The organism is Glutamicibacter sp. NPDC087661, assembly GCF_044743275.1.
Taxonomy (GTDB): domain Bacteria; phylum Actinomycetota; class Actinomycetes; order Actinomycetales; family Micrococcaceae; genus Glutamicibacter.
The window spans coordinates 1003021-1029017 of the sequence record NZ_JBIUWE010000001.1 but is presented as its reverse complement, the minus strand read 5'-3'; the positions used below and the strand labels follow the sequence as shown (position 1 = coordinate 1029017).

Below are 25997 nucleotides of genomic sequence, written 5' to 3'. Positions count from 1 at the left end.
GGCCCGGTCACTTCCATGTGTTCTTGGCCAGGCAAATTCTGTTTAATCCGGACATAGCAGGGTAAGGCTCGAACTACTTGGTGGTGCGTTGCTTCGGTGCGTAGTGAACCATCACCAACATTCCAATTAGCTCTACCAGGGTCTGGCTAACGACCACGGCAGAGGCTAATTCCAGCTCCGCGGGCAAAGCCAGGGCCAGGGGAAGCACCACCAGAGAATTGCGTGTGACGCCGCTGAAAGTAACTGCCCGCCGCGAGGCGGTGGGCAGCTTGAAGAGTTTCCCCGCGGAGTACCCAAGGACATTCATGATGCAGATAAACAGGGCGAAAACCATAATGGCCAGCCCTAATCGACCCAGGCCTGCGCTCACCGTGAAGATCTGCGAGCCGACCACGCTAAATAGCGTTCCCATCAACAACGGAACCATTAGATAGTCGGCCCAATCCCCGACGGGCTCTGCCCAGGAAAATCGTTTGGCGAGTGCCTGGGTGAATGCTGCTGCCAGCAGTGGGAGCACGATCAGTCCTAGCAGTGCCCCCAGGAAAGGAGCTGGCACGATCACGTCGATCGCCGAGGGAGCAGCAAATATATAGAGGTATGCCGGCACGAGCAGCATCTGCAAGATCAACAAGAGCGGTGTGGCCGCCAGCAGCCGTTGGCTGTCTCCCCCGGCTAAGCCGGTAAAGACGATAACGTAGTCGATGCAGGGCGCTAGCAAGACCAGCAGCACGCCGAAGAGCAGCGCCTGGTCCCCCGCCACTATTCGCGATAGCCCGAAGGCCACGAGCGGCACCACGGCAAAGTTGACCGCGCACAGTGCACCCATGAAGCGAGTGTCCCGAAAGGCCTCCGGAAAACGGGTCAGCGGCATGCCCAGGAAAGTAGCGTAGAGCAGTAACCCAAGGAACGGGTTAACCGAGTTCTCGAGACCCTTGCTTGCGGCAGGCAAGGCCAGGCCGAGAACGCAACCGGCAGTGATCGCGGATAAATACAGGGCGATTTGGTGCCCTTGCATCCATGCATTGCCAGGCCAGATCTTCATAGGACTAATGCTAGAACAATAGCTGCGGCCACCATGGCCGTGAGCTCATACGGGCGAGCCCCGACGGCGACCTTCTGTGTCTGAACCGACAACGATCCAGCCAACGCCGAATTACTCACGAACACCGGGGTAAACCTATGATGAGTACATGAAGGATTCTATTCGTAAGTGGCCGCTGTGGATGGCTGTCGACGTTGTTCTCATTGTTCTATTCGCCCTGCTCGGTCGACGTGAACACGAACATGGCTTGAGCATTGGCGGCATCCTGATGACCGCCCTGCCGTTCTTGGTTGCCTACGTCGTCGTGACCTTGCTGTCCAAGCCTTGGACCACGATCAACAAGCTCTTCCCTGTTGGCGTACTGGTCTGGGTGGTGACCGTAGCAGCGGGCCTTGCGCTTCGCGTTGCCATGGATTCCACTGCGGCACTCCCCTTCATCATTGTCGCGACATTGGTTCTGGGCGCATTCTTGATGGGGCGTCGGCTGGTTACCTCAATGGTGGCTAAGCGGCTAGGTAAATAGCAGGCCGAGCCCGTAGGAACCGGCAGCGACGAGACCGCTGGCGAAAGTCCCCAGAATAAACTGTTCGGCGGCGCGATGGTTTTTCAGTTCAGAGAACCGGCCAAGACCCTTGACCGCCAAGACGACGGCAATGCCTTCTGGCCAACCGGCCCAGAGGCTGCCAACGATGGCCGTGCGCTCCAGGAGTCCGATCCACAGCCCGCCTCGAAGCGGTGAAGGGTCGGACTCCTCCTTTTGGAGCTCGACATCATTCTTCGCAGCAAGCCGGAAAACAAGTTCCGTAAACGGACCGCCGAAACTAATGGCAAAGATGGAACTCAGGACGATCGCGTACACCGGCGAAAGCCCGTTCTGCTCCAACGAAGTTTGAGAAGCAACTGCCAGCAGGGCCGAGAGAATGGCGAACAGGGCAGAGCCCACAACTAGCCAGTCGCGGACACGAGCTCGTTTGCCCATGGCATAGCCAAGGTAGGCAGCTATGCAAGAGACAAACGCCGCCAGGCTCAGACTCCCCCAAGCGATCCAAAGCATTTACTGCTCCTTTAGCATCTTCAGCTGTCGGTTCAGCGATTTGGCAGCTTCATCCATCATTCGGTTCGCCTCAAACCATAGCGCGGCCGACAGACGAGAAGAGACAGCCTGCTGGGTGATTCCTAATTCTTGGGCAATCTGCTGCTGGGTCAGGCCTTCGTCGGCCAGAGTGCCCGCTTCCCATGCCGTGACCCGTCGCTTCGAAACTATGCAGGCAGTCAGCTGGAGCTCGGCTTCCAGACGGGTGGCTTCATGCGACGGTCCATGAACAGCTAGATGCGCATTGGTGTTCTTTGCCCGCTCAACTGCGACACGAGCATATTCAAAGGCAGGCCCCCGGCCGGCACGGGTTTCTTCGGGCAGTGGCGTTTCGACTTGCCCAAAGCCAATGCCGACACTCCAGTCCCCTGAAGCTGCCATCATCACTGCCAAGCGAATTGCTTCGTTGGCGTTATCCAGGACAGCTTGGACTTCATCGCCGGCGGTTCGCTGGAAGGGGCGGACCACTGGAACGGTAGCATTAGCTTGCTTGACTAGAGCCTCCACCTTATCTTCGGTGGAACGGGAACGCCGCTGGTCAATGGTCAACACAATCATGGAACAATTGTAAAACTTTGTATTCGAATCTACAAATTAAAATCATTGTACTATGCGAAGCGGATTGATGGGCCCATGCCTCTCATTCGCTGCTTTTCGACTAGAGTTGATTCCAGATCAGCCGCCTCCTGGCAGGCGATAAGTTAGAACCGAAAGGCACAGTGATGGTCACCGCATTCGTCATGATCCAGACTGCAACGGACAGTATCCCTGAATGCGCTAAGCAGATCTCCGCAATCTCGGGCATCAGCGAAGTCTATTCCGTAGCAGGCGACTGGGACTTGATTGCAATTGCACGAGTCAACAAGCACGAGGACCTTGCCGAAGTCATTGCCAATAAGCTTTCCAAGATTCCAGGCATCCGCGGCACCCAGACCCACATTGCATTCCGCGCATATTCGGAACATGATCTTGAAGCAGCTTTTTCCCTAGGCCTAGGCGACTAAGGACTTTTCAAGAACAAAGCCGGCCTTCGGTTCAGCGATTGTAAAATCGCGAACCAAAGACCGGCTTTGTTGGCATCTGACGGTGCTACGCGCCTACGATCGCCTGGGTCGTTGAGGACCAGGCTTCCAAGGTCGCCTTCGCCGCACCGGAATCGATGGAATGCGCTGCTTTCCCAATCGCCGCCCGCATGCGGTCTTCGAAACTGCCTTCAGCAGTATCGCTGTAAGCCACCATTCCGGCAGCCGCGTTCAGGAGGACCGCATCTCGAACGGGTCCGGGAGTCCCCGAGATGACATCTCGTACAACCCCTGCGTTATGTAGTGCATCTCCACCGCGCAGATCATTAAGCGTCGCACGGGCAAATCCCACGTCCCGGGCATCGAACGTGAACTCGGAGACCGTGCCGTTGCGCACTTCCCAGACGCGGTTAGCTGCAGTGGTGGTTAGTTCATCCAGTCCGTCATCCCCGCGGAAGACCAGCCCACGCACGCCACGGCTTGCAAGAACGCCCGCCATGATTGGTGCCATGACCATGTCGGAGCAGCCGATGGCGGATGCGCTGGGCAATGCGGGATTGGTCAAGGGGCCCATGAAGTTGAAAGCGGTTGGTATGCGCAATTGACGGCGTGCTCCGGCAACGTGGCGCATCGAGGGATGGAAGACGTTGGCGAAGCAGAACGCAATCCCGACCTTGTCGTACACCTCTACAAGGCGCTCGATTGGTACCTCCAGGCGGACGCCCAATGCTTCAAGCACGTCGGCGGAACCCGAGGACGAAGAGGATGCGCGGTTGCCGTGTTTAACTATGCTCACGCCCGCGCCAGCGCACACCAGTGTGGCCATCGTTGAGATGTTGACGGTGTTCTGGCGATCGCCACCGGTCCCAACAATGTCCAAAGTTTGTGCATCGATGGTCAAGGGGCGCGCATTAGCGACCATGGAGTCCACCAAGCCGGTCAATTCGGCCACGGTTTCACCCTTGGATCGCAGTGCAACCAGGAACCCGGCAATCTGAACGTCGCTCGCCTCGCCGGACATGATCTCATTCATTGCCCAAGCGGCCTGTTCGCGGCTGAGATCGCCACCGTTGATCAGGGTGGCCAATAGATCTGGCCACGTCGGGAACTTTTCGTTTACAAGGCTCGTTGACACATGGGAAAGCCTATCCAGACACCGGGGCGCTACCCAATTCATGTCGTTAGATGATGTGGCTCAGGTCGCTAAAAATGCCTAGTTTCTGGGGTTAAATACGAAACACTTTCGTTGCATAAATGATTGTTTCGTGAGACTCGCCGGACGAAGCTCTACGAATTGTAGAAAGAGTTTTCTCTGTACTTCCGCATGTTTCCGCGGATGTTGCCAAGATGTGGCGCAACAAACCTCTGCCAACCCGCTTTTGCATTGGTATCTGAGGGGCATTTAGAGACATAATGTCAGTGTGACAACTGCGACTCATGCCCCAAATACGACGGCGCCACATGCGCCGAACCGCCCAAACATGGTGTCGGTGGGAACGATGGTGTGGCTCTCCAGCGAGCTCATGTTCTTCGCCGCCCTCTTCGCCATGTACTTCAGCCTCCGGGCTGCCGCGCCCGAACTATGGGCGACTGAAACTGCCAAGCTCAACGTACCGTTCGCGCTGGTTAACACCATCATCCTGGTGTCCAGCTCGTTCTCGTGCCAGCTAGGCGTGTTCCGTGCCGAAGAATTCAAGCCTCGCCGTTCCGGTGGGCTTTTCAACTTCAAGGAATGGGGAATGATTGAATGGTTCATTCTTACCTTCATCCTTGGCGCGATCTTCGTTTCGGTTCAGGCCTACGAATACGCTGTCCTCGTTAGCGAGGGCGTGGCATTCGACTCGAACTCCTACGCTTCGGCCTTCTACATTACGACCGGCTTCCACGGCATTCACGTCGCTGGTGGTCTGATTGCATTCTTGCTGATCATTGGTCGTGCGATGCTGGCTAAGAAGTTTGGTCACTTCGAAGCAACCGGCTCCATCGTCGTGTCCTACTACTGGCACTTCGTTGACGTTGTTTGGATCGCCCTGTTCGCGATCATCTACTTCTTGAAGTAGCAACTTAAATTCATTAGTTGCCTCAACAAGAAGTACGGCAACACCACACCAAAGAAACTAAGTGAGGAACCAGCAAGTGAAGGCTCTTTCGAAAAAGCGCCGCCACCCGCTCGCCGCTGTGGCCCTGCTTCTGTTCGGATTGCTGATTACCGGCAGTCTTTACACTGCAGCCGGTAACATCAGCGAAGCGAAGGCAGCTGAGACCACTTCTGCATCGCAGGCCGATGTAGAAGAAGGTCAGAAGCTTTTCGTCGCCAACTGCGCTACTTGCCACGGCATGAATGCCGAAGGCTCAGACTCCGGTCCATCGCTGATCGGCGTTGGCGCGGCTTCTGTTGACTTCCAGGTCGGCACCGGCCGTATGCCGATGCAGATGCAGGGCCCGCAGGCCCAGGTCAAGCCAGTACAGTTCGACGACGAGCAGATCTCCCAGCTGGCAGCGTATGTTGCAAGCCTGGGTGCAGGCCCAGCGATCCCTGATGAGGAATACTTGGATACCACCCAGGGCGACGCCGCCCACGGTGGCACCGTCTTCCGTGTGAACTGCGCAATGTGCCACAACGCGGCTGCTGCCGGTGGCGCGTTGACCCGCGGCAAGTTCGCACCAACCCTGACCGGTGTATCCGAGAAGCACATCTACGAAGCGATGGCTACCGGCCCACAGAACATGCCAGTGTTCAACGACTCGAACATCACCCCAGAAGAGAAGCGTGACGTTATCACCTTCCTGAAGACCATTGAAGCAAATGGTTCCGCTGGCGGTGCAGCCCTGGGCTCCCTGGGTCCAGTTGCTGAAGGCCTGTTCACCTGGACCGCAGGTCTGGGTATCATCATTGCCTTCACCATTTGGTTGACCTCGCGTCCTTCCTAAGGCAAACCCGCGGCCTCGGCCGTAACCATCACTACGTACATAAATTCCTAACAGAAGGATGAGAGAGAAACATGGGCGACCATAGTCACGGCAGTCCCGAAAACTCGGGCACCGTTGCTAAGGCTGACGATGTAGCTCAGGATCGATTCCCAGATCCGGGCTTACCACCCCATCGTCCGCGTCTCGCAGACCGCGATCCGCGCGCAGCCAAGCGACATGAGCGTCAAGTAGCGCTCCTATTTACCATCTCCATCATCGGCACGCTCTTCTTCTTCGTGGCCTACTTCGTCCTGGGCCACCTGGGCGAGATGACCTTCGCTGAACTGCGTGTGCAGAACGCTGCACTGGGACTGGGCACCGCTTTCGCGATGCTCGGTATCGGTGTGGGTATTGTTCACTGGGCCAAGACCCTGATGCCGGATCACGAGCTCATGGAAATGCGCCACGAGATCCGCTCGGAAGAAGATCGCCAGGATGCCGTCGAAATCATCGATACCGTGCTCGAAGAGTCCGGCATCAAGCGTCGTCCGCTGATCCGCAATACCCTGATCGGTGCCATCGCCTTGGCGCCAATCCCAGCAATCTTCATGTTCCGCGACCTGGATCGCACCGGTAACACCGCGAACGAGATGATCGATTCCCTGCGCCACACCATGTGGGACAAGGGCATCCGTCTGACCCGCGACCCATCTGGTACCCCGATCAAGGCTTCGGATGTGCAGATCGGTTCCGCATTCCACGTGATCCCAGAAGGCCTCAACGAGACCGAGCACCCGCTGAACGAAAAGGCCAAGGCCGTCGTTCTGCTGATGCGCATGGATCCAGCAGAAATGCAGATCTCCGAGGGACGCGAAACTTGGAACGTCGACGGCATCGTCGCATACTCCAAGATTTGCACCCACGTGGGTTGCCCGATTGCTCTGTACGAGCAGCACACCCACCACTTGCTGTGCCCTTGCCACCAGTCGACCTTCGACCTGACGCAGGAATGCAAGGTCATCTTCGGCCCAGCTGGCCACGCACTGCCACAGCTGCCAATTACCGTGGACTCCGAGGGCTACCTGGTAGCTCAGAGTGACTTCCACGAACCAGTTGGCCCGTCCTACTGGGAGCGTGGTTAATCATGACGACGACTAACGAATACCAGGCATCGACCGCTACCGGTCGCATCGCCAACTTCGTGGATTCCCGCGTCGGCGCTTCGGGCATGGTCAAGGAATTCGGTCGCAAGATCTTCCCGGACCACTGGTCGTTCATGTTCGGCGAAGTGGCAATGTACACCTTCGTACTGCTGCTGCTCTCGGGCACCTTCCTGACCTTCTTCTTCGATCCGTCCATGGCTCACGTCGTCTACGACGGCTCGTACGTACCGATGAAGGGTATCGGCATGTCGACGGCTATGGCCTCGACCATGGATATCTCCTTCGACGTGCGCGGCGGCCTGTTCATGCGACAGGTACACCACTGGTCGGCATTGCTGTTCGTCGCTTCCCTGTCCGTGCACATGCTGCGCGTATTCTTCACCGGCGCATTCCGTCGCCCACGTGAACTGAACTGGGTTGTCGGCGGCGTGCTGCTGATCATGGGTCTTGCTGCCGGCTTCACCGGCTACTCCCTGCCAGATGATCTGCTGTCCGGTAACGGCCTGCGCATTATCGATGGCGTCATGAAGGCACTGCCGATCGTCGGCACCTACCTGTCGATGTTCTTCTTCGGCGGCGAGTTCCCTGGCGATACCGTGATTCCGCGACTGTACTCGTTGCACATCATGATTGTTCCTGCGGTCATCATCTTGCTGATCGTTGTGCACCTGTTCATGGTCGTGACCCACAAGCACACCCAGTACCCTGGCCCAGGCCGCACCAACGACAACGTTGTTGGCTTCCCGGTTGGTCCGGTATACGCAGCCAAGGCCGGTGGATTCTTCTTCATCGTCTTCGGCATCGTGGCATTCATTGCTGGCCTGTTCCAGATCAACCCGGTATGGAACTACGGTCCATATGACCCATCCCCTGTTTCGGCTGGTACCCAGCCGGACTGGTACATCGGTTTCGTCGATGGCGCGCTGCGCTTGATGCCAGGTTACCTGGGCAACTTCAGCTTCGAATGGATCATTCCATTCCCATGGGGCGATAACACCCTGGTGATGTCGGTACTGCTGCCAGCACTGGTTCCTGCAGGCGCACTGTTCGCCGTGATGTTCGCATGGCCGTGGATCGAACGCTGGATCACCAAGGACAACCGCGAGCACCACCTGCTCGACCGTCCACGCAACGCTCCATTCCGAACCGCAGTGGGCGCTGCCGGCGTAGTCTTCTACTGCGTCATGTGGGCTGCTGCTTCCTCGGACTTGATCGCGACCCACTTCCACGTGTCGCTGAACGATGTCACCTACTGGCTGCGTACGCTGTTCTTCCTGGGCCCAATCTTCGCCTTCTGGTTGACTCGCCGTATCTGCCTGTCGCTGCAGCGCAAGGATCGCGAGATCGTCCTGCACGGCCGCGAAGCTGGCATCATCCAGATGTCGCCTGAGGGCGGCTTCTCGGAGAAGCACGAGGAAGTCGACGTCTACAAGCGTTACCTGCTGACCAACTACGTTGATCGCCAGTACATCCCGGCTCAGCCTGACGCAGCAGGACACGTCTCCGGTTCGGAGAAGCGTCGTGCAGCAATCTCGAAGTTCTTCTTCGAAGATCGCGTCGCCCCGGTAACCCCATCGGAGCTGGAAGCTGCTCATGCAGCCCACGGCCACCATGAGGTTGAGGGTGACACGCAGGACTCGATCGCCAAGTAATAGCGACCTGAGTTAGTCACAAAAGGAGGGACACACCGCAAGGTGTGTCCCTCCTTTCGTTAACCCGGCTTTCCCAGGGGTCCCAGTGAGCCTAGCGCCGGTGAGCGCTCCGAAGACGCATGGTGGACGCCCATCGAAATTCCAGTGGCTTAGAACGCCATCTGGCACTGCCGGGTGCTCAGGGTGGAAAGTCCGTTCCTGCTCCCCTAGCCGCGTATCGAGCTGCGCTCCCCAGTGCGGAGAAGAATTGGCCATCCTGTTTGGCACTTCAGTCAGAAATGCCGTTCGGGGCTGAGTGCTACTGCCGGCCTGCAGTGCAGCCATTCTGGATTGGCTGGAATCGAATGCTGCACGCCAATGCCAGTTGCGACTGGCGCAGCTGCCCGGTGTCGTCCCGGGCCGAACCGGAGCGGAGAGCTGCTCAGTGCATTCGTCTTTCCAGCGAAGGCGCTCAAGACTGGGGACGAGCTCAGTTCCGCAATCACGTTCGCCAAGACTTCGAATGCAGCAGTTCAGACTCCCGTTTTGGCGCTCGGCATGGCCGAGCCGATATCCAGAGCGCTCTTCCAAAGGCTGCTCCCCTGCCAGAAAGAATGCCCGGCAGGCACCATGACCTCCAGTCCTGCTTCAGAATCGTTTGAATTGGATGACGGAATAACTCTGGACGCATCGACCGGATGGCAGAATCACGCTGCAAACAAGACTGTGTGATCTAGGGATATATTGGATCTTCGCTACGGCCTATCGCACCAGTGTGGCTGGTTTCCCACTGGACAGGGCGGCTGGAGTGTCCACTTTTCAACTTCCGTCGACATTCCATGTCCTGCTGCCTTGAAGCGGCTTTGAGCTTGCGCCGCGATCTTCTTCCGTGTGCGGGAGACCTGCTTGCTCCTGCTATAGCTCCATACCGGCGGACCAGGCTGCGGGAGTGCTTATTCAGTAGTTGATGCCCGGAACCATTTTGAACGGCAGATATGGCATCCTTGGGCATGGTTGACGGGTTTGCCTGGTACTTGCCCGTTGAAATCGAAGCAGCCGGCCGCCTGGCCAGGCCAGGCCTAGAAAGTATCGGTGTAGCGAGGCGTGCGTGTGCCCACTCGCTGCAACGGCACGAAGAGCTTGTAGCGGTCTGAGCGGTAGAGCGAGACCGAGTAGTCGGCTAGCCGATCGCCGATGTAGGCATACCGGGTGATCTGCAGGAGCGGGAAGCCTGGTTCTACGCCCAGGAGCACGGCTTGCCGCTTGCTCGCCGCAGTGCTTTCCACCTGGTCCTCACCCCATTCGAGCAAGATGCCATAGCGCTCGTGCAATGCCTGATAGAGCTTTGACGGCGGCTCGCCATCCACAAAGCCAGGCACGAGATCGGCAGGCATATAGTTCTCGTCCAGGCTCATGGGGGTGCCATCGGCCAGCAGCAGGCGCTTGAACTGGACTACGGCAGTACCCTCCTCCACCATCAGCTGCGAAGCCAAGGTGGCGCTGGCTTTGATCTCCGCGAATTCGAGTACATGGGCATCGGGAACCATGCCGCGGCGCATCATATCTTCGGAGTAGGAATGCAGGCGGACACGAAGGTCCAATTTTTCGGGCACGACGAACGTGCCGATTCCCACCACGCGTTTGAGCACTTGTTCATCCACCAAGGCATCGATGGCTTGGCGGATGGTCTTGCGGGCCACGCCGAAGTGCTCTGCCAGCACGCGTTCGGGCGGAAGCTTGTAGCCGGGTTTGCAGGCCTCGCGCGCATGGGTCTTGAGAATCTCTCGGATTTGCCGGTATTTGCTTTGCCGGCTGGCCGGATCAAGGTGCGCCTGGACATGTGGCTGCGGTGCGTGGCGCATGCTGCTTCTCCTTGATCCAAATATCCTGACGGCCTATCGCCATCGAGGAACCCCTATTAAAAGACTAACGGGACGACAAGCAAAATTGCTTGTCGTCCCGTTAGGGTTACTGCCTAGTGAGCGTGATCGCCACGGCTGTATTCGTAAACCCAGCCGGTCACGCCAACGACGGCCAAACCGGCGCCGATGAAGAAGACCCACCAGCCCACAGCGAGGCCAAGGAAGCCAATCGCTGCAGCCGAAGCCAGGACCAGTGGCCACCAGCTCCATGGGGAGAACATTCCGATATCGCCGGCGTTCTCGTGGATTTCGCCATCCACGCGGTCCTCGGGCCTGTTGCCAACGCGCTTAGCGGTGAATAGCAAGTAGCCACCTACCATCGCGGACAATGCGACCAGCATCAGCAATGCCAGGAATCCGACCCATTCGCTCCAGTTGGTCATGTAACCGTAGACAATCGCTACTGGGGTGAAGAAGAAGACGCCACCCAGGAAAATCCAGGATTCAACTTTCATCGTTACACGTCCTTCTGGTCAGCCGAGCCGAAGATCTTCGCAACCGGAGTTTCGGGGGTTACCCGTCCACTCAGTTCCGGGTGGTGCAGATCCAGTGCCGGACGCTCGGAACGGATGCGAGGGATCGAGTGGAAGTTGTGGCGTGGTGGAGGGCAAGAAGTTGCCCATTCCAGCGATGCGCCGAAGCCCCATGGATCATCTACTTCGACCTTCTTGGCGTTTCGGTGGGTTACCCACACGTTCCAGAAGAATGGAATCATCGACGCACCCAGAATGAATGCGAAGACGGTCGAAACCTGGTTCATGGTGGTGAAGCCATCTTCAGGCATGTAGTCGGCGTAGCGACGTGGCATGCCCATAACGCCCAGCCAGTGCTGGATCAGGAAGGTGCCGTGGAAGCCGATGAACAGCAACCAGAAGTGGATCTTGCCAAGACGCTCGTTGAGCATCTTGCCGGTCCACTTCGGCCACCAGAAGTAGAAGCCAGCGAACATCGCGAACACAACGGTACCGAAGACTACGTAGTGGAAGTGAGCCACAACGAAGTAGGTATCCGATACGTGGAAGTCCAGCGACGGAGCCGACAGGATAATACCGGTCAGACCGCCGAACAGGAAGGTGATCATGAAGCCCATGCTCCAGAGCATTGGGGTTTCGAAGGTGATCGAGCCGCGCCACAGGGTTCCGATCCAGTTGAAGAACTTCACACCGGTTGGAACTGCGATCAGCATGGTCATGAAGCCGAAGAACGGCAGCATTACCGAGCCAGTGACGTACATGTGGTGTGCCCACACGGAAACCGACAGTGCAGCAATCGAGATGGTCGCGAAGACCAGGCCCTTGTAGCCGAAGATCGGCTTGCGGGAGAACACTGGGAAGATCTCGGAGACGATGCCGAAGAACGGCAAAGCAATGATGTAAACCTCAGGGTGCCCGAAGAACCAGAACAGGTGCTGCCATAGTACGGCACCGCCATTCTCTGGGTCGAAGATGTGGGCACCGAAGCGGCGGTCTGCACCCAGTGCGAACAGCGCAGCTGCCAGTGGCGGGAAAGCCATCAGGACCAGCAACGAGGTGATCAAGGTGTTCCACGAGAAGATTGACATGCGCCACATGGTCATGCCAGGTGCACGCAGGCAGATGATCGTGGTGATGAAGTTGACGGCGCCAAGGATGGTACCGAAGCCCGACAGTGCAAGGCCGAAGACCCAGAGGTCTCCGCCGATTCCTGGCGAGAAGGTGGTGTTCGACAGCGGAGCGTAAGCGAACCAACCGAAGCTAGCTGCACCCTGGGGGGTGAGGTAGCCGGCCAGAGCGATCAGCGAGCCCAGCGAGAAGAACCAGAAAGCCAATGCATTCAGACGTGGGAAAGCCACATCCGGGGAACCGATCTGCAGGGGCATCATGACGTTGGCGAAACCTGCGAACAGCGGGGTTGCGAACATCAAGAGCATGACAGTGCCGTGCATGGTGAACAGCTGGTTGTACTGTTCCTTGGTCTGCAGGATCTGCATGCCTGGTTCGAACAGCTCTGCACGAATCAGCAGCGCCATAACGCCACCGACACAGAACAGGATGAACGAGCTGATCAGGTACATGTACCCGATCTTCTTGTGGTCGGTCGAAGTAATGTAGTCGACGAACAGACGACCCTTGGACTTCGGCACTACGGCTGGAGCAATCGACTTCACGTCGTCAGTTGCATATTCAAACGTTGTCATGATTACTCTCCTTCCCCGTGCTCTACTACGACGCCGTTAACAACATCTGGCTTACGGTCGTACTCTTCACCAATGTGTCCATCTTCCATCTTTGCCAGCTGAGCCTTGAACTCGGACTCATTGACAACCTCGACGTTGAAGAGCATCTCGGAGTGGTACTCGCCGCAAAGCTCGGCGCACTTTCCGTCGTAGCTGCCTTCAACCTGTGGAGTCAGGTAGATGTAGTTGGTCTTGCCTGGGATCATGTCCAGCTTCTGCAAGAAGGCTGGTACCCAGAAGGAGTGGATGACATCGCGGCTATTCAGCTCAAGGGTTACCGACTTGCCCGCTGGCAGGTACAAGGTTGGCAGTTCTTCGCGAACGCCTTCCGAGCCATCGGTGTTCAGGTGAGCCTGTTCGCCGGCGTAATACTTCTCGGTGCCCTGGTAGCTGTAGTTGAAGTCCCACGACCATTGCTTGGCTCGGACGTCGACTACGACCTCAGAATCAACAGGGGCGTTGATCTGCTTTTCCAGGGTGTTGTTGAAGCTAAAGAAGACTAGAACAAGGACCAAAGGAATGGCCGTGTAGAAGATCTCCAATGGCAGGTTGTAGCTCAGCTGACGCGGGTAACCCGTATCGTTCTTGCGGCGGCGGTAGGCGATGACGCACCAGAGCATCAATCCCCAGGTCAATACGCCGACGACAATAACAGCGATCCACGAGTTAACCCAGAAATCCTGGATTGCCCCGGTGTGGTTGGTGGTGTCGCGCTCCACGTTTGGGAGCCAACCGCGTTTTGCCTCCGCTGTACATCCCGTCAACAGCAATGCGCCAGTGCCGACTAAAGCCAGTACTTTGGCTTTAGCGGACCCGCGACTGCCGGTTCGGTCTTGCGAACTCACAGACGGCCCTTCCTCTTTGTTGGTGCAGAATGTGGTCTTCATAAGTCACCTCGTGGTTTAAACGAGTTGCACGGTGAGGTGGCTCACGAAGGGAAACATAGTTTTACTACTTAATGTAGAGCTTACCCTCTTTGGGGTCAGAATGCCGAAAAACGCCGCTGTGCTAACGAGAAATTTCTTCAACGTTTGAACAGCGGCGTTTGTTCCCTACGGCCTAGTGGAAGGAATCTCCACAGGCGCAGGAACCCGATGCGGCCGGGTTGTCGATGGTGAAGCCCTGCTTCGAGATGGTGTCCTCGAAATCAATGGACGCGCCAGCGAGGTACGGGACGCTCATCTTGTCAACGATGACCTCAACGCCATCGAAGTTGCGTACCGCGTCGCCGTCGAGCATGCGCTCATCGAAGTAAAGCTGGTAGATAAGGCCCGAGCAGCCACCTGGCTGCACGGCGATGCGGAGACGAAGATCATCCCGGCCTTCCTGTTCCAGAAGCGAGCGAACCTTGTCCGCCGCCACGTCGGAAATCTCTACCTCATGGGTTGGCACCTCAGTTGGATCGCCCTTGGTCTGGTCAACAGATGCAGTCATGATTTTCCTCCCATACTGCTCGATGCGGCACCAAGCTCCAGATTTGTTACTGGAACCGGCACCTCTGTTCTTGCTTCTATCCTACGTCGCTACGCTGAAGAATTCTTCCCCTGCGTCTCTCCGTATGACACGGTTCATAGTCCCTTGGCGTTGATCCTCGCCAGCATGAGGGCTTCAGCCTCAATTGCGTGCTGGAAGTCGCCTAGATGCAGCGACTCGTTGGCCGAGTGCGCACGCGAATCGGGATCCTCGACACCGGTCACCAGGATCTGCGCCTTCGGGAAAACTTCCAGCAAATCTGCGATGAATGGAATTGATCCACCCAGGCCCATATTCACTGGTACAACGCCCCAAGCTTGTTCAAGCGCCCAGCGCGCAGTGTCATTTGCCGAAGCGTCCAGGTTCGCCTTGTAGGCGTTGCCTGCTTCGGTGGCGACAAATTCAACCTCGGCGCCGCGAAGGTCAACGCTTTTGACGTGTGCCTCAAGGGCCTTGAGCGCATCTGCAGGATTCTGCCCTGGGGCCAGGCGCATCGATACCTTGAAACGCGTTGCCGGCAGCAAGGTATTCGACGAGTGGTCGACACTCGGGATATCCATTCCAATCACGCTCAGTGCTGGTTTATTCCACAAGCGGTCGGTGATCTTGCCGGTGCCGGCAAGCTGGAAGGATTCCAGAACGCCGGAGTCCCTGCGGAATTCGGCTTCGTCGAAGTCGACTTCAGCGATGTCGTTGGCAACCAGGCCGGCAACGGCAACAGAACCGTCTTCGTTGTGGAAGCTGGAGATCAACTTGGCGGCGAGGATCGGGCCATCGAGAACTGGTCCGCCAAACATGCCCGAGTGAACTGCATGGTTCAACGAGCGAACGGTGATCTCCGCTGCGCACATGCCGCGCAGCGAGCTGGTCAGTGCTGGGGTTCCAACCGACCAGTTGGACGAGTCGGCAACTACGATCACATCTGCTGCCAACTTGTCCTGATGGGCTTCGAGGAAGTTGCGGAATGATGGGGATCCTGCTTCTTCCTCCCCCTCGAAGAAGTAGGTTACGCCGACGCCGAAATCGCCAATGAGGTCCAGCACGGCGCGCATCGCCGCGATGTGGACCATGATGCCGGCCTTGTCGTCAGCGGCACCGCGGCCGAACAGCCGGTCCCCTACCTTCGTGGCTTCGAATACCGGGGTGTTCCAGTCCGCCGCGTTGCCAGGAGGCTGGACGTCGTGGTGTGCGTACAGGAGCACGGTTGGCTTTCCGGGTGCCGCCTTGCGCTGGGCTACCACGGCAGGCGCGCCCATAGCGCCGTTCTGCGCAGGCTCGCGCAGGATTTCCACGGTCTCCATCCCGGCCGACTTGGCCAATTCGGCCACTGCCGCAGCCGATTTTTCCAGGTTCTGCGGGTCGAAGGATTCCCATGCGATGCTCGGGATCGCGACCAGGGAAGTGAGCTCTTCGAGGATCTTCTCGAAGTTCGTGTCGATGTGGCTTTTTAGCGCGGCAATATCGACGCCGCTTGAAACAGCGTCGAAGGTAGTATTTTCGGTCATGCCTTCAGCCTAGCAATTCCTCGCGTATCGAATGTCACGCCGCTAACTATTTCCGGCTAGAATAGAGGGGTGTTTGGACGTAAGAAGGATGAACCTCAATCCCCCGTAAATGTGGAGTCTGCCCAGCAGGCCCCGGAAACAACCGACGGCCGCAAGACTGGTCCAACGCCCAAGCGCAATGCGCAGCAGGCGAACCGTCAGCGCCCGTTGGTTCCTACCGATCGCAAGGCCGCTAAGGAAGCCCAGCGTCAACAGCGTGTTGAAGCGCAGAATCGTTTGCGCTTAGCCAACGAAACTGGCGATGAACGCTACCTGATGCCACGCGACAAGGGTGAGCAGAAGCGCTACACCCGTAACTTCATTGACTCTCGCTGGATGTTCGGCGAGTTCATGATGTTCATCATCCTGGCCTTCTTGGTTGTCTCGCTGGTGTTCCAGCGCAACCTGCAGATCCAGATGTTTGTGCAGGCAGCCCTCTGGGTTGTTATCGCACTGATCATCATCGAAGCAATTGTGACGACCATCCTCTTGAAGAAGCGCCTGGTCGCCAAGTTCGGCCACATGGAAAAGGGCGTACGCATGTACGCGGCAATGCGTGGAATGCAGTTCCGCAAATTGCGCCTGCCAAAGCCACAGGTCAAGCGCGGCGCAAATATCGACTAGTCGATACCGCTAGACCGCAAAGGGGCAAGCTCGCTGAGCTTGCCCCTTTCTAGTTAATTGCTTGGTTGAATAACAATGTTCAAAATTTGTGGAGCCAACTACAAGGTGATGCAAATTCTGCGATAGGAATATCGTTGCCGCGACGCATTTCTGCCAATCCTGTCCGTGCTCGCAGCATGCGGCCTTGTTGGCTCCGATACAAGGATTCATCCCGGTCGGCAACCGTTATTGCCACCTTCTCCCCTAGCGCGGCTGCCCTTGCCTAGTCTCCTGATCCAAGTTGCGTTCAAAGCTGTTGCAGGCAGGACGTACGCAGAAGATGGGCCCGGTTAACGCGGAATGGCTCCGATTCTTCGCGAATCGGAGCCATTCCGGAGCATTTGGGAAATTCCACTCCAAAGAACTAGAGCATGCGCTCCAGGTCCTTATTGATCGAACGTGCCCAGAACGGACCCTCGTAGAGGAATGCGGTGTAACCCTGTACCAGGTCCGCGCCGGCGTCCAGGCGTTCCTTCACATCCGCGGCATTTTCCACGCCGCCGACGGCGATCAGAGCCATCTCGGCCGGAACAAGTGCACGCAACTGGCGAAGAACTTCAAGCGATCGCTGCTTGAGCGGAGCGCCAGATAGCCCGCCGGCGCCAATCTCTTCAACCTTGGACGCATCGCTGGTCAAGTTCTCGCGACCGATGGTCGTATTGGTGGCAATAATGCCGTCGAGTTCAAGTTCCATGGCCAAGCGTGCAACGTCAGCGACATCCTCATCGCTAAGATCGGGAGCAATCTTGACCAGCAAGGGAATATGGCGGCCGGCAACCTTGTCAGCCAACTGGCCGACTTCGGAAAGCAGCGGACGAAGAGAGTCAACGCTCTGGAGCAGGCGCAGACCCGGGGTGTTGGGGCTCGAAACATTGACGACCAGGTAATCTGCGTGGATCGCCAGCTGGCGGGTGGACGCCAGGTAATCCCCTACCGCGTCTTCCAGCTCTACAACCTTGGTCTTGCCGATATTCACGCCGATGACCGGGCGGGTTCCAGCGTAACCAGTCTTGAGCTCTTGGCGAGAACTGGCGACACGGGCAGCGACAGTTTCGGCGCCTTCGTTGTTGAAGCCCATCCGGTTGACTACCGCGCGGTCCTCAACCAAGCGGAAGAGCCGCGGTTGCGGGTTGCCGGACTGGGCCTGTCCGGTGACGGTTCCGATTTCAACATGGCCGAAACCGATATCGCTCAACGCCAGGATTCCGGTGGCGCCCTTGTCGAAGCCAGCAGCCAATCCGAATGGGGACGGGAAGTCGATGCCCATAACGGTGCGCTTCAGCTTGGGTGCCGGAGCGAAGAACTTGCGAGCTGCCTTAGTGAGCCCTGCGCGTTGCGCAATCTTGATCGCGTTGAATGCAAAATGGTGAGCCTGTTCAGGATCCATCTTGGTGAACACGTGCTTGAAGACCAGTGGGTATATGCGCATGGAACCATTTTCCCGTGAAGAACCCGAAACAGACAACTTGAGATGGGTAGTATTCAAGATATGAAGCACTTCGTTGTTCCAGAAAGCAGCAGTTGGCCAGACTTTATGTCTTCAACTAGGCCGGGGCAATGGGTCGAAGATCCCCTCGGGCCTGATTTTGAGCACCAAACCTTGGATTTCGGCGTCGATGCGGAAGGACCGGCCGTCGCGACCTTGGTCCGCTATTGCCCGGCTGGATTCAGGAATCGGCTCGGACGACGAGCCCAGGGAATTGTTCTGAGCGTGCATGGCTGGAGCGATTATTTTTACAACCGCGAACTGGCAGCTTTCTGGCATCACCATGGATACCACTTCTACGCACTTGATCTACGCAGGCATGGACGCAGTCTGAGAGCCGAACATGCTTTGCCTGGTTATGTCGATGACTTGGCGGACTTCGATGAGGAGCTCAATGCGAGCTTGGAACTGCTGCGTAATGAGCATCCTCAATTACCGGTGGTTGCCCAAGGGCACTCGACGGGCGGCTTGATCCTCAGCTTGTGGCTTGCGCGCCAAGCGCCGGGCATTAAAGCTCTGGTCCTGAATGCTCCATGGCTTGAGTTTCAGGGAACGGCCTTCCTGCGCATTCCTTTTCACGGCCTAATGGAAGCGATCACTCGCACGAATCCGCGCAGGAAGCTCAACGGACCAGAATTCGATCATTACTGGCAATCGCTAAGTACTGATAGCCATGGCCAGTGGGACGTTCATCGGCTATGGCGACCACGGATCGCTTTTCCGAACACCGCGGGATGGCTGAAAACGATATTCGATGGCCATGCCCTAGTTGCGAAGGGGCTGAAACTTCAACAGCCGATCTTCGTCCTCACCTCGGATCGCACCCATATCGGCACGAGCTACTCCCCTGACATGCAGCACTGCGATTCGGTACTCGACGTTCAGCAAACGCGCCTGCGGGCGTTGAAACTAGGCAGTTTCGTTACTTTGTCCGAAATTCCGGGCGCAATGCACGATGTGTTCACCTCCGCTGAGCCCGCCAGATCCGCAGCATATCGAGACCTAAGCCTCTGGTTGCGATTGGTGGGAACAGCGCTGAAAACGTCCTAGGCCTGTGGCTTGTCGATAGCTCCGCCGTAACGGCGATCGCGTTTGGCATATTCTTCTACGGCGGTAAAGAGCGTTCGCCGGTCGACATCCGGCCAAAGCTGGTCGAGGAAGACCATCTCTGCGTATGCCGACTGCCACAGCAGGAAGTTGCTTGTGCGTTGCTCGCCACTGGTTCGGAGGAAAAGATCCACATCAGGCAGTTCCGGAGCATGCAGGTATTTGGCGATAGTCTTTTCGCCAACCGAGCTAGCGCGAAGCCTGCCGGCTGCAACATCCTGGGCAATCGCGCTGACAGCGTCGCCTAGTTCTGCGCGCCCGCCGTAGTTCACGCACATGGTCAGCTGGCAACCCAAGTTGTCTTTGGTGAGTTCTTCGGCTTCCTTGAGTTCATTGATAACCGATTTCCAGAGCTTGGGTTCTCGACCCGACCAGCGTATGCGGACGCCCCATGAGTTCAACGTATCGCGTTGGCGGCGCAGAACATCACGTGAGAAGCCCATCAGGAAGCGCACTTCCTCAGGGCTGCGCTTCCAGTTCTCGGTTGAGAACGCGTAGACAGAGACGTACTTGACGCCCAGCTCCACGGCTCCGGCCACCACATCAAGCAAAGCTGCTTCGCCTGCACGGTGCCCCTCGGTACGAGGCAATCCCCGCTGGTTCGCCCAACGTCCATTGCCATCCATGACGATAGCTACGTGTTCAGGGATGAGTTCCTGCGGAATGGCGGGCATCTGCGGATGATCCGGATGCGCATAAGGAGCAACTGGGCCTCGGCGGCCGGTGATCTTAGGAAGCTTCTTCAATTTCTCTCCACAAGACGTAGGGAATTCACGGCACGCTCAAGGTGCCACTGCAAGTAGTTGGCCACGATATCTGCAGCTTGCTTGCGCGCTCGAGGTCCTGCTTCTGCCACGGTGGACCAGTCCCCTTCCAGCAGCGCCTGCAGATATTCAATGGTGACGGGATGCGGCGATAACGATCCAGAGGGACGGCATTCTGGGCAGACGACGCCGCCAAGCTGGACGTGGAGCGCTTGATGCGGGCCAGGCTTGCCGCAGCGCACGCAGTCGGTAAAGGACGGCGCCCAACCAGCAACCGAGAGGGCCCGCAAGATGTAGGAGTCCAGCACGGCTCCGGAATCGACTCGCTGCTTGGATAACAGGGCGATCGCACCGTGGAAGAGCTGATATTGCTGGAGGGCCGAATCGCTTTCTGTTTCCAGCAGTTTTTCAGCGATCTCCGACATGGCGTTGGCCACCGTGTAGCTCGGGTAATCCATGACCAGCAATTGGCCGTATGGATTTCGAAGCTGTGCCTGCGAGACGATATCGAGATTGCGGCCCATCACCAGAAGCGCGTCGACTTCCATGAACGGTTCCAGCGTGGCGCCCATCCGCGACGACGTCCGGCGTACGCCCTTAGCCACCGCACGGACAATCCCATTGGGTGTCAGCAGGGTGATGATGCGATCGGCTTCTCCCAGCTTGTGGGTACGCAAAACCAAACCACGGGTGTGGTAGCTCTTGGAAGCGAAACCTGATCTGGACACGGACAATATTCTCCCACTTCAACTCCCAAAGTTCTGAATCCAACGATTCCTATGGGTGTCGATTCGTCCCTGGGCGCGGTAGCTGCAGGAGCAACCCGGCATCTACCGGGCCCGAGGAAAAGGGGTTCAAGGTGTCTCTCGACTTGAATTGAGCGGGAACACCGACAGCGACGCAGTTATCAGGCAGGTCAGTAGCGACCACGGCATTCGCTCCTATATTGCACCGGCTACCTACTTGCACGCCACGCAATACCGTGGCACCGGATCCAATCATTCAGTCGCTGCCGATGACGGTTGTAGCTGGACCGGCAGACCCGGCTGCCGCGATAGTGGCCCCCTGGTAAATCAATGTTCTGGATCCAATTACCGTATTAGGCCCGATAACGACACCAGTGCCGTGATCGATGAGAACGGGACTGCCAATAACAGCAGAGGGATGGATGTCGATTTGCGTCAATGATCGGGCAATGAGCCTGATGATTTTCGACAGACCCCTGGTTGTCTTGCGCTGCCACAGCTGGTGAGTAACCCGATGCATCCAGATCGCGTGCAAGCCCGTTGAAGTAGTTGCCGTGGCCAATAGTCCTTGTGCTGCCGGATCGCCCGCAATGACCGCGCGGATTTCATCCATGAAACGGGGCAAAGCTCTTCCCTTTCCTCGTCGGCGCTTGCTTGCCAGCCGCCCTGGCAGTATATGGAAGGCAAAACGCCACGGCCAGCGTGGTGAGGCTGGCCGTGGCGTTGAGCTGGCAACAAGGTGGTGCCGCAGACCTACTTGCTGTCGCGGATCGCGCGGTTGACGGCCGAAACTACGGCCTTCAGTGCTGCAATGTTGGTATTGGTGTCCAGGCCAATGCCCCACAGGATGCGATCGCCCACGGCGCATTCGACGAATGCGGCTGCGCGGGCGTTGCCGCCTTCGCTCATGGCGTGCTCGGAGTAGTCCAGCACGCGCAGATCCACGCCATCATCGTTGAGCAGCTTGACCAGCGCGGAGACCGGACCGTTGCCCTGGGCGCTGCGCTCATGGGCCACGCCGTCGATGATCAGCTTGGTATCCAGGCGGAAGCTTCCGTCCTCCGCCGAAGCCGCGGTCGCCGAAGCAATCTGGTAGTAGCCCCAGGGACTCATGCCCGAATCTTCGCTGACCGGCAGGTACTCATCCTGGAAAACGTCCCAGATGCGCTGCGAGGAGATCTCGCCGCCCTCGGTATCGGTCTTGCGCTGGATGACGCCGGAGAACTCGATCTGCGCGCGGCGCGGCAGGTCCAAGTTGTAGTCGTTCTTCAGCAGGTAAGCAACCCCGCCCTTGCCGGACTGCGAGTTCACGCGGATCACGGCCTCGTAGGAACGGCCGATGTCCTTCGGGTCGATCGGCAAGTAAGGAACAGCCCAGACCAGGTCGTTGATGTCCTTGCCTTCAGCCGAAGCCTTGGCTTCCATCGCTTCCAGGCCCTTCTTGATTGCGTCCTGGTGCGAACCGGAGAAGGCAGTGAAGACCAGATCTCCGCCGTACGGGCTGCGTTCTGCCACTGGCAGCTGGTTGCAGTACTCGACGGTGCGGCGGATGTGGTCCATGTCCGAGAAATCGATCTGCGGGTCGATGCCCTGGCCGAACATGTTCATGCCCAAGGTCACCAGGTCGACGTTGCCGGTGCGTTCGCCGTTGCCGAACAGGCAGCCTTCGATGCGGTCGGCGCCGGCCAGGTAGCCCAGTTCGGCCGCGGCCACTCCGGTGCCGCGGTCGTTGTGCGGGTGCAGCGAGAGAATGATCGAATCGCGGTTGGCCAGGTTGCGGTGCATCCACTCGATGGAGTCGGCGTACACATTCGGGGTAGCCATTTCCACCGTGGCCGGCAGGTTCAGGATCATCTTGTTCTCCGGGGTCGCTTCCAGCACCTCGGCCACGGCCTCGGAAATGCGCTTGGCGAAGGCCAGCTCGGTCCCGGTGTAGGACTCTGGCGAGTACTCGTAGGTGATCTTGGTGCCGGTCAGCTGCTCTTCGTACTTCTTGCACAACCGGGCGCCCTGGACGGCGATGTCCACGATGCCGTCTTCGTCCTGGCGGAAGACGACTTCGCGCTGCAGGATCGAGGTGGAGTTGTACAGGTGGACGATGGCCTGCTTGGCGCCCTCCAGCGCTTCGTAGGTGCGCTCGATCAGGTGCTCGCGGGACTGGGTGAGCACCTGGATGGTCACGTCATCGGGAATGCCGCGCTCGATCAGCTGGCGGACAAAGTCGAAGTCGGTCTGCGAAGCCGACGGGAAGCCGACCTCGATTTCCTTGAAGCCCATTTCGACCAGCAGGTCGAACATCTTGTGCTTGCGCTCCGGGCTCATCGGATCGATCAGCGCCTGATTGCCATCTCGCAGGTCGACCGCGCACCAGCGCGGGGCCTTGGTGATGTACTTGTCGGGCCAGGTGCGATCGGGCAGATTGACCTCGATCTGATCCTGGAATGGAACATACTTGTGGATTGGCATGTTCGAAGATTTCTGCATGTTCTGCATTTCTGTGGGTCCCCTAGACAAAATTAGTGCTTAGTTTGTGGGGCCAGACAAGAGCTACTCCGCGACGAGGGGTCGGCCTGTAGACCACTAGCGGTCCTTTGGATCCTCGCAGCGGCTAAGTAGTAGTAGAAGCTCGAAATGCACGAAATGAGCATAGCACCGCGCTTTGGAGGCAAGTGAAACTTATGTCACTTGCGTGTCACATAGTGGACGTTCGCCTTGCGCAAGGCGGCGGACAGGATGCCCAAGCAGGCGAACAATGGGGCTCATGGAGCTAAGCACCAGGGAGGTCCATGGATGGAGACGATCAGCATCGGCGCTGGAATCCATGGGCTGCGTACCGGTGCTTCTCCCGTGGAAAGGCTGGCCCGGGAGATCCAGAGTGCGGGCCAAGCAGCCGATTAACCAGCTCGTCCCCCAAAACGGGTCTGGTCTTGAGGGACGAGCTACGCATTTTCCAGCGCTGGGGTGCGCAGCCTAGAAGCCGAGGCGTCCAAGCTGCTTCGGGTCGCGCTGCCAATCCTTGGCAACCTTCACGTGCAGGTCCAGGTAGACCTTGGTGCCCAGCAGCTTCTCGATGCCCTGGCGGGCGTTGGTGCCGACCTCGCGCAGGCGCGAACCGCCACGGCCAATGATGATGGCCTTCTGGCTGGAGCGCTCAACGAAGAGCGAGACGTGGATGTCGATCAGCGGATTGCTTTCGCTGCGTCCTTCGCGGGGAACCATCTCTTCGACGACGACGGCCAGCGAGTGCGGCAGTTCGTCGCGCACGCCTTCAAGGGCGGCTTCGCGAATCAGCTCGGAAACCATCTTGGCTTCCGGCTCGTCGGTCAGCTCGCCGTCCGGGTACAGCGGCGGGCCCACTGGCAGGTGCTCTGCCAGCACGTTGGCCACCTCTTCGACCTGGAATTCCTTGACAGCCGAGACCGGAACGATTGCGGCGAAGCCGTTCTCGCCGAAGTTCTGGGTACCCATTTCGGCCACCGCAACCAGCTGCTGCGCGAGCTGTTCGCGGTCCACCAGGTCAGCCTTGGTGACCAGGGCGATGATCGGCTTGCGCTGCAGCTGAGCCAGCTGCGTGGCGATGTAGCGGTCGCCCGGGCCGATCTTCTCATTGGCCGGGATGCAGAAGCCGATCGCGTCCACCTCGGAGAGGGTGTCGGCGACCAGGTCATTCAGGCGCTGGCCGAGCAAGGTGCGCGGACGGTGCAGGCCCGGGGTATCGACCAGGATCAACTGCGCATCCTCGCGGTGCACGATACCGCGGATAGTGTGGCGGGTAGTCTGCGGCTTGGCCGAGGTGATGGCCACCTTCTGGCCCACCAGCGCATTGGTCAGGGTCGACTTGCCGGCATTCGGGCGGCCTACGAAAGAGGTGAAGCCGGAGCGGAAGCCCTCAGGCCATCCGCTGGATGCAAGCAGGTTGTGGTTTTCACTCATGTGAGGAATCCTCGTCGTTCTCAATATGGTCGGATGCATCTGTTTCCAGACGCTCTACATGGATTTTGCCGATACGGTTGCGGCGGCCCGCGAGGGCTACCACGGTCAGGCGCAGGCCGTGCACTTCAGCGGTGGAACCGAGTACGGGCACCGATTCCAAGGCCTTGGAGAGCAGGCCGCCGACGGTGTCGACGTCCTCTTCCTCGATGTGCATGTCGAAGTGGTCGGCAATATCGTCAATGGATGCCGCCGCCACGGCGAAAATCGACCCGTCAGGGTTCTGGATCAATTCGGCCCTCGAACGATCATACTCGTCATCAATTTCGCCAACGATTTCCTCAAGCAGGTCTTCCAGGGTCACCAGGCCCGCGGTGCCGCCGTACTCGTCGATGACGATGGCCAGGTGGATGGATTCCTGCTGCAGTTCCTGCATCAGCTCTGCTGCCGACTTCGATTCGGGAACAAAGCGGACCTTTCGCGCCAATTCGGCCAGGGTCCGGGCCTGCTGCAGACCGTGGATCTCGCGGATCAGGTCCTTGAGGTAGATGATGCCCTGGATATCATCGGTGTCCTCGCCGATCAGCGGGATGCGGGAGAAGCCCGAGGCGATGAACAGGTCCATGGCGCTGTGGAAGGAATGATCCGCATCCAGCACCACCATGTCGGTGCGCGGCACCATCACCGAACGAACGCTGGTCTCCTCCAAGTCGATCACCGAGGAGATCAGTTCGGCCGATTCCTCATCCAGGTCCTCGCCTTCGGAGGCGCGATCCACCAGATCACGCAGTCGTTCCTTGCCCAGGTAGCCGTCGCCATCCACGCCGCCGGGGCTCAGCGCCTTGGCGATGGATGCCAACCACGTGGTGATGGGTCCGAGCACCAGGCGCAGGAAGCGGACCAGGGTGGCGGTGGACTGCACGACGTTCTGGGCGTTGGAACGCCCGTAGCGACGTGGCGACACGCTGACCAGGACGAATCCCAAGGCGGCCATCGCAATAGTGGAGATCATGCCGATCAGCCACACATTCTCGATCCACTGCGAAACGAGCAGGGCTACAGCGACAGCGGAAGCGGTCTCGAACCAGATCCGCCAGAACTTCACTGCCTGGGCGTGGGTTTCTGTTTCATCCAGAATTGCGGACAGCGATTTGGAATTGGACTCGGCGCGCAGGCGTTCAGCAGCGTGCCGGGATAATGCGTAGAAGGCTGAGTCTGCGGCAGTCAGCACGGCCGAGAAGGCCATGAAAACAAGGGCGAGAATCAGCAAAATTATTTCCACGGGG

The 25997-nt window shown here is 58.3% G+C and carries 26 protein-coding genes; 8 read left to right on the top strand and 18 right to left on the bottom strand.

The window, feature by feature from the left end; all coding sequences use genetic code 11:
- Positions 1 to 73 precede the first annotated feature (73 nt).
- Positions 74 to 1042, bottom strand: a complete 969-nt coding sequence (locus tag ACIOTN_RS04890; protein WP_402734829.1) for an arsenic resistance protein — start codon at positions 1040 to 1042, stop codon at positions 74 to 76.
- Between the two features lie 148 nt (positions 1043 to 1190).
- On the opposite strand from ACIOTN_RS04890, the gene ACIOTN_RS04885 reads away from it, so the two are divergent.
- The gene (locus tag ACIOTN_RS04885; RefSeq protein WP_402734828.1) at positions 1191 to 1565 is read left to right on the top strand and encodes a DUF3054 domain-containing protein; all 375 of its coding nucleotides are present in this window, start codon (positions 1191 to 1193) and stop codon (positions 1563 to 1565) included.
- On the opposite strand, the gene ACIOTN_RS04880 is transcribed toward ACIOTN_RS04885, so the two are convergent.
- On the bottom strand, positions 1554 to 2096 hold the full coding sequence (locus ACIOTN_RS04880) for a hypothetical protein (RefSeq protein ID WP_208294227.1): 543 nt from the start codon (positions 2094 to 2096) through the stop codon (positions 1554 to 1556). The genes ACIOTN_RS04885 and ACIOTN_RS04880 overlap by 12 nt on opposite strands.
- On the bottom strand, positions 2097 to 2693 hold the full coding sequence (locus ACIOTN_RS04875) for a sigma factor-like helix-turn-helix DNA-binding protein (protein WP_105658355.1): 597 nt from the start codon (positions 2691 to 2693) through the stop codon (positions 2097 to 2099).
- 164 nt (positions 2694 to 2857) lie between these two features.
- Between ACIOTN_RS04875 and ACIOTN_RS04870 the strand changes: the two genes are divergently transcribed.
- Positions 2858 to 3139, top strand: a complete 282-nt coding sequence (locus tag ACIOTN_RS04870; RefSeq protein ID WP_105658354.1) for an Lrp/AsnC family transcriptional regulator — start codon at positions 2858 to 2860, stop codon at positions 3137 to 3139.
- Between the two features lie 85 nt (positions 3140 to 3224).
- Here ACIOTN_RS04870 and trpD read toward each other — a convergent pair whose 3' ends face one another.
- Positions 3225 to 4292 carry an anthranilate phosphoribosyltransferase gene (trpD, locus tag ACIOTN_RS04865; protein ID WP_332486218.1) on the bottom strand — a complete coding sequence of 356 codons (1068 nt, stop codon included), beginning with the start codon at positions 4290 to 4292 and terminating at the stop codon, positions 3225 to 3227.
- A 286-nt stretch (positions 4293 to 4578) separates the two neighbouring features.
- On the opposite strand from trpD, the gene ACIOTN_RS04860 reads away from it, so the two are divergent.
- From ACIOTN_RS04860 to ACIOTN_RS04845, 4 genes are all read left to right on the top strand, one after another.
- Entirely contained in the window at positions 4579 to 5217 is a 639-nt protein-coding gene (locus ACIOTN_RS04860; RefSeq protein WP_105658353.1) for a heme-copper oxidase subunit III, read from the top strand.
- A gap of 76 nt (positions 5218 to 5293) precedes the next feature.
- Positions 5294 to 6088, top strand: coding sequence for a cytochrome c (locus ACIOTN_RS04855; RefSeq protein WP_105658352.1), 795 nt, complete (start codon positions 5294 to 5296; stop codon positions 6086 to 6088).
- Between the two features lie 71 nt (positions 6089 to 6159).
- The gene (locus ACIOTN_RS04850; protein ID WP_105658351.1) at positions 6160 to 7209 is read left to right on the top strand and encodes a ubiquinol-cytochrome c reductase iron-sulfur subunit; all 1050 of its coding nucleotides are present in this window, start codon (positions 6160 to 6162) and stop codon (positions 7207 to 7209) included.
- Between the two features lie 2 nt (positions 7210 to 7211).
- Positions 7212 to 8882 carry a ubiquinol-cytochrome c reductase cytochrome b subunit gene (locus ACIOTN_RS04845; protein ID WP_105658350.1) on the top strand — a complete coding sequence of 557 codons (1671 nt, stop codon included), beginning with the start codon at positions 7212 to 7214 and terminating at the stop codon, positions 8880 to 8882.
- A 1058-nt stretch (positions 8883 to 9940) separates the two neighbouring features.
- Here the strand turns inward: ACIOTN_RS04845 and ACIOTN_RS04840 are convergent.
- The 6 genes from ACIOTN_RS04840 to ACIOTN_RS04815 form a co-directional block, all read right to left on the bottom strand.
- Positions 9941 to 10723 (bottom strand): GntR family transcriptional regulator, encoded by a 783-nt coding sequence (locus ACIOTN_RS04840; protein WP_105658348.1) that lies wholly within the window; start codon positions 10721 to 10723, stop codon positions 9941 to 9943.
- Positions 10724 to 10836: 113 nt separating this feature from the next.
- Positions 10837 to 11238, bottom strand: coding sequence for a cytochrome c oxidase subunit 4 (locus tag ACIOTN_RS04835; RefSeq protein WP_105658347.1), 402 nt, complete (start codon positions 11236 to 11238; stop codon positions 10837 to 10839).
- A gap of 2 nt (positions 11239 to 11240) precedes the next feature.
- Positions 11241 to 12959, bottom strand: a complete 1719-nt coding sequence (gene ctaD / locus ACIOTN_RS04830) for a cytochrome c oxidase subunit I (RefSeq protein ID WP_105658346.1) — start codon at positions 12957 to 12959, stop codon at positions 11241 to 11243.
- A gap of 2 nt (positions 12960 to 12961) precedes the next feature.
- Positions 12962 to 13885 carry a cytochrome c oxidase subunit II gene (gene coxB / locus ACIOTN_RS04825; protein WP_286134304.1) on the bottom strand — a complete coding sequence of 308 codons (924 nt, stop codon included), beginning with the start codon at positions 13883 to 13885 and terminating at the stop codon, positions 12962 to 12964.
- Positions 13886 to 14057: 172 nt separating this feature from the next.
- On the bottom strand, positions 14058 to 14432 hold the full coding sequence (locus ACIOTN_RS04820) for an iron-sulfur cluster assembly accessory protein (protein WP_105658344.1): 375 nt from the start codon (positions 14430 to 14432) through the stop codon (positions 14058 to 14060).
- A gap of 134 nt (positions 14433 to 14566) precedes the next feature.
- The gene (locus ACIOTN_RS04815; protein WP_402734827.1) at positions 14567 to 15976 is read right to left on the bottom strand and encodes a dipeptidase; all 1410 of its coding nucleotides are present in this window, start codon (positions 15974 to 15976) and stop codon (positions 14567 to 14569) included.
- A gap of 69 nt (positions 15977 to 16045) precedes the next feature.
- On the opposite strand from ACIOTN_RS04815, the gene ACIOTN_RS04810 reads away from it, so the two are divergent.
- The gene (locus ACIOTN_RS04810; protein WP_105658342.1) at positions 16046 to 16639 is read left to right on the top strand and encodes a DUF3043 domain-containing protein; all 594 of its coding nucleotides are present in this window, start codon (positions 16046 to 16048) and stop codon (positions 16637 to 16639) included.
- 403 nt (positions 16640 to 17042) lie between these two features.
- Here ACIOTN_RS04810 and ACIOTN_RS04805 read toward each other — a convergent pair whose 3' ends face one another.
- Complete coding sequence (locus tag ACIOTN_RS04805; RefSeq protein ID WP_133833360.1) at positions 17043 to 18107, bottom strand: quinone-dependent dihydroorotate dehydrogenase; 1065 nt, start codon at positions 18105 to 18107, stop codon at positions 17043 to 17045.
- Positions 18108 to 18167: 60 nt separating this feature from the next.
- Here ACIOTN_RS04805 and ACIOTN_RS04800 point away from each other — a divergent pair, with 60 nt between their 5' ends.
- On the top strand, positions 18168 to 19214 hold the full coding sequence (locus tag ACIOTN_RS04800; RefSeq protein ID WP_181148993.1) for an alpha/beta hydrolase: 1047 nt from the start codon (positions 18168 to 18170) through the stop codon (positions 19212 to 19214).
- On the opposite strand, the gene ACIOTN_RS04795 is transcribed toward ACIOTN_RS04800, so the two are convergent.
- The 7 genes from ACIOTN_RS04795 to ACIOTN_RS04765 form a co-directional block, all read right to left on the bottom strand.
- Positions 19211 to 20017, bottom strand: coding sequence for an isoprenyl transferase (locus tag ACIOTN_RS04795; RefSeq protein ID WP_133833358.1), 807 nt, complete (start codon positions 20015 to 20017; stop codon positions 19211 to 19213). The genes ACIOTN_RS04800 and ACIOTN_RS04795 overlap by 4 nt on opposite strands.
- Complete coding sequence (gene recO / locus ACIOTN_RS04790) at positions 20014 to 20763, bottom strand: DNA repair protein RecO (RefSeq protein WP_105661281.1); 750 nt, start codon at positions 20761 to 20763, stop codon at positions 20014 to 20016. The genes ACIOTN_RS04795 and recO overlap by 4 nt, the downstream gene beginning before the upstream one ends.
- Positions 20764 to 20812: 49 nt before the next feature.
- Entirely contained in the window at positions 20813 to 21037 is a 225-nt protein-coding gene (locus tag ACIOTN_RS04785; RefSeq protein WP_402734826.1) for a DapH/DapD/GlmU-related protein, read from the bottom strand.
- Positions 21038 to 21394, bottom strand: a complete 357-nt coding sequence (locus ACIOTN_RS04780) for a serine O-acetyltransferase (protein WP_402734825.1) — start codon at positions 21392 to 21394, stop codon at positions 21038 to 21040.
- Between the two features lie 140 nt (positions 21395 to 21534).
- The gene (leuA, locus tag ACIOTN_RS04775; protein WP_105661283.1) at positions 21535 to 23274 is read right to left on the bottom strand and encodes a 2-isopropylmalate synthase; all 1740 of its coding nucleotides are present in this window, start codon (positions 23272 to 23274) and stop codon (positions 21535 to 21537) included.
- 477 nt (positions 23275 to 23751) lie between these two features.
- Positions 23752 to 24714: a GTPase Era gene (gene era, locus ACIOTN_RS04770; protein ID WP_105658337.1), complete on the bottom strand. Its 963-nt coding sequence runs from the start codon at positions 24712 to 24714 to the stop codon at positions 23752 to 23754.
- Positions 24707 to 25993: a hemolysin family protein gene (locus tag ACIOTN_RS04765; protein ID WP_105658336.1), complete on the bottom strand. Its 1287-nt coding sequence runs from the start codon at positions 25991 to 25993 to the stop codon at positions 24707 to 24709. The genes era and ACIOTN_RS04765 overlap by 8 nt, the downstream gene beginning before the upstream one ends.
- Positions 25994 to 25997 lie beyond the last annotated feature (4 nt).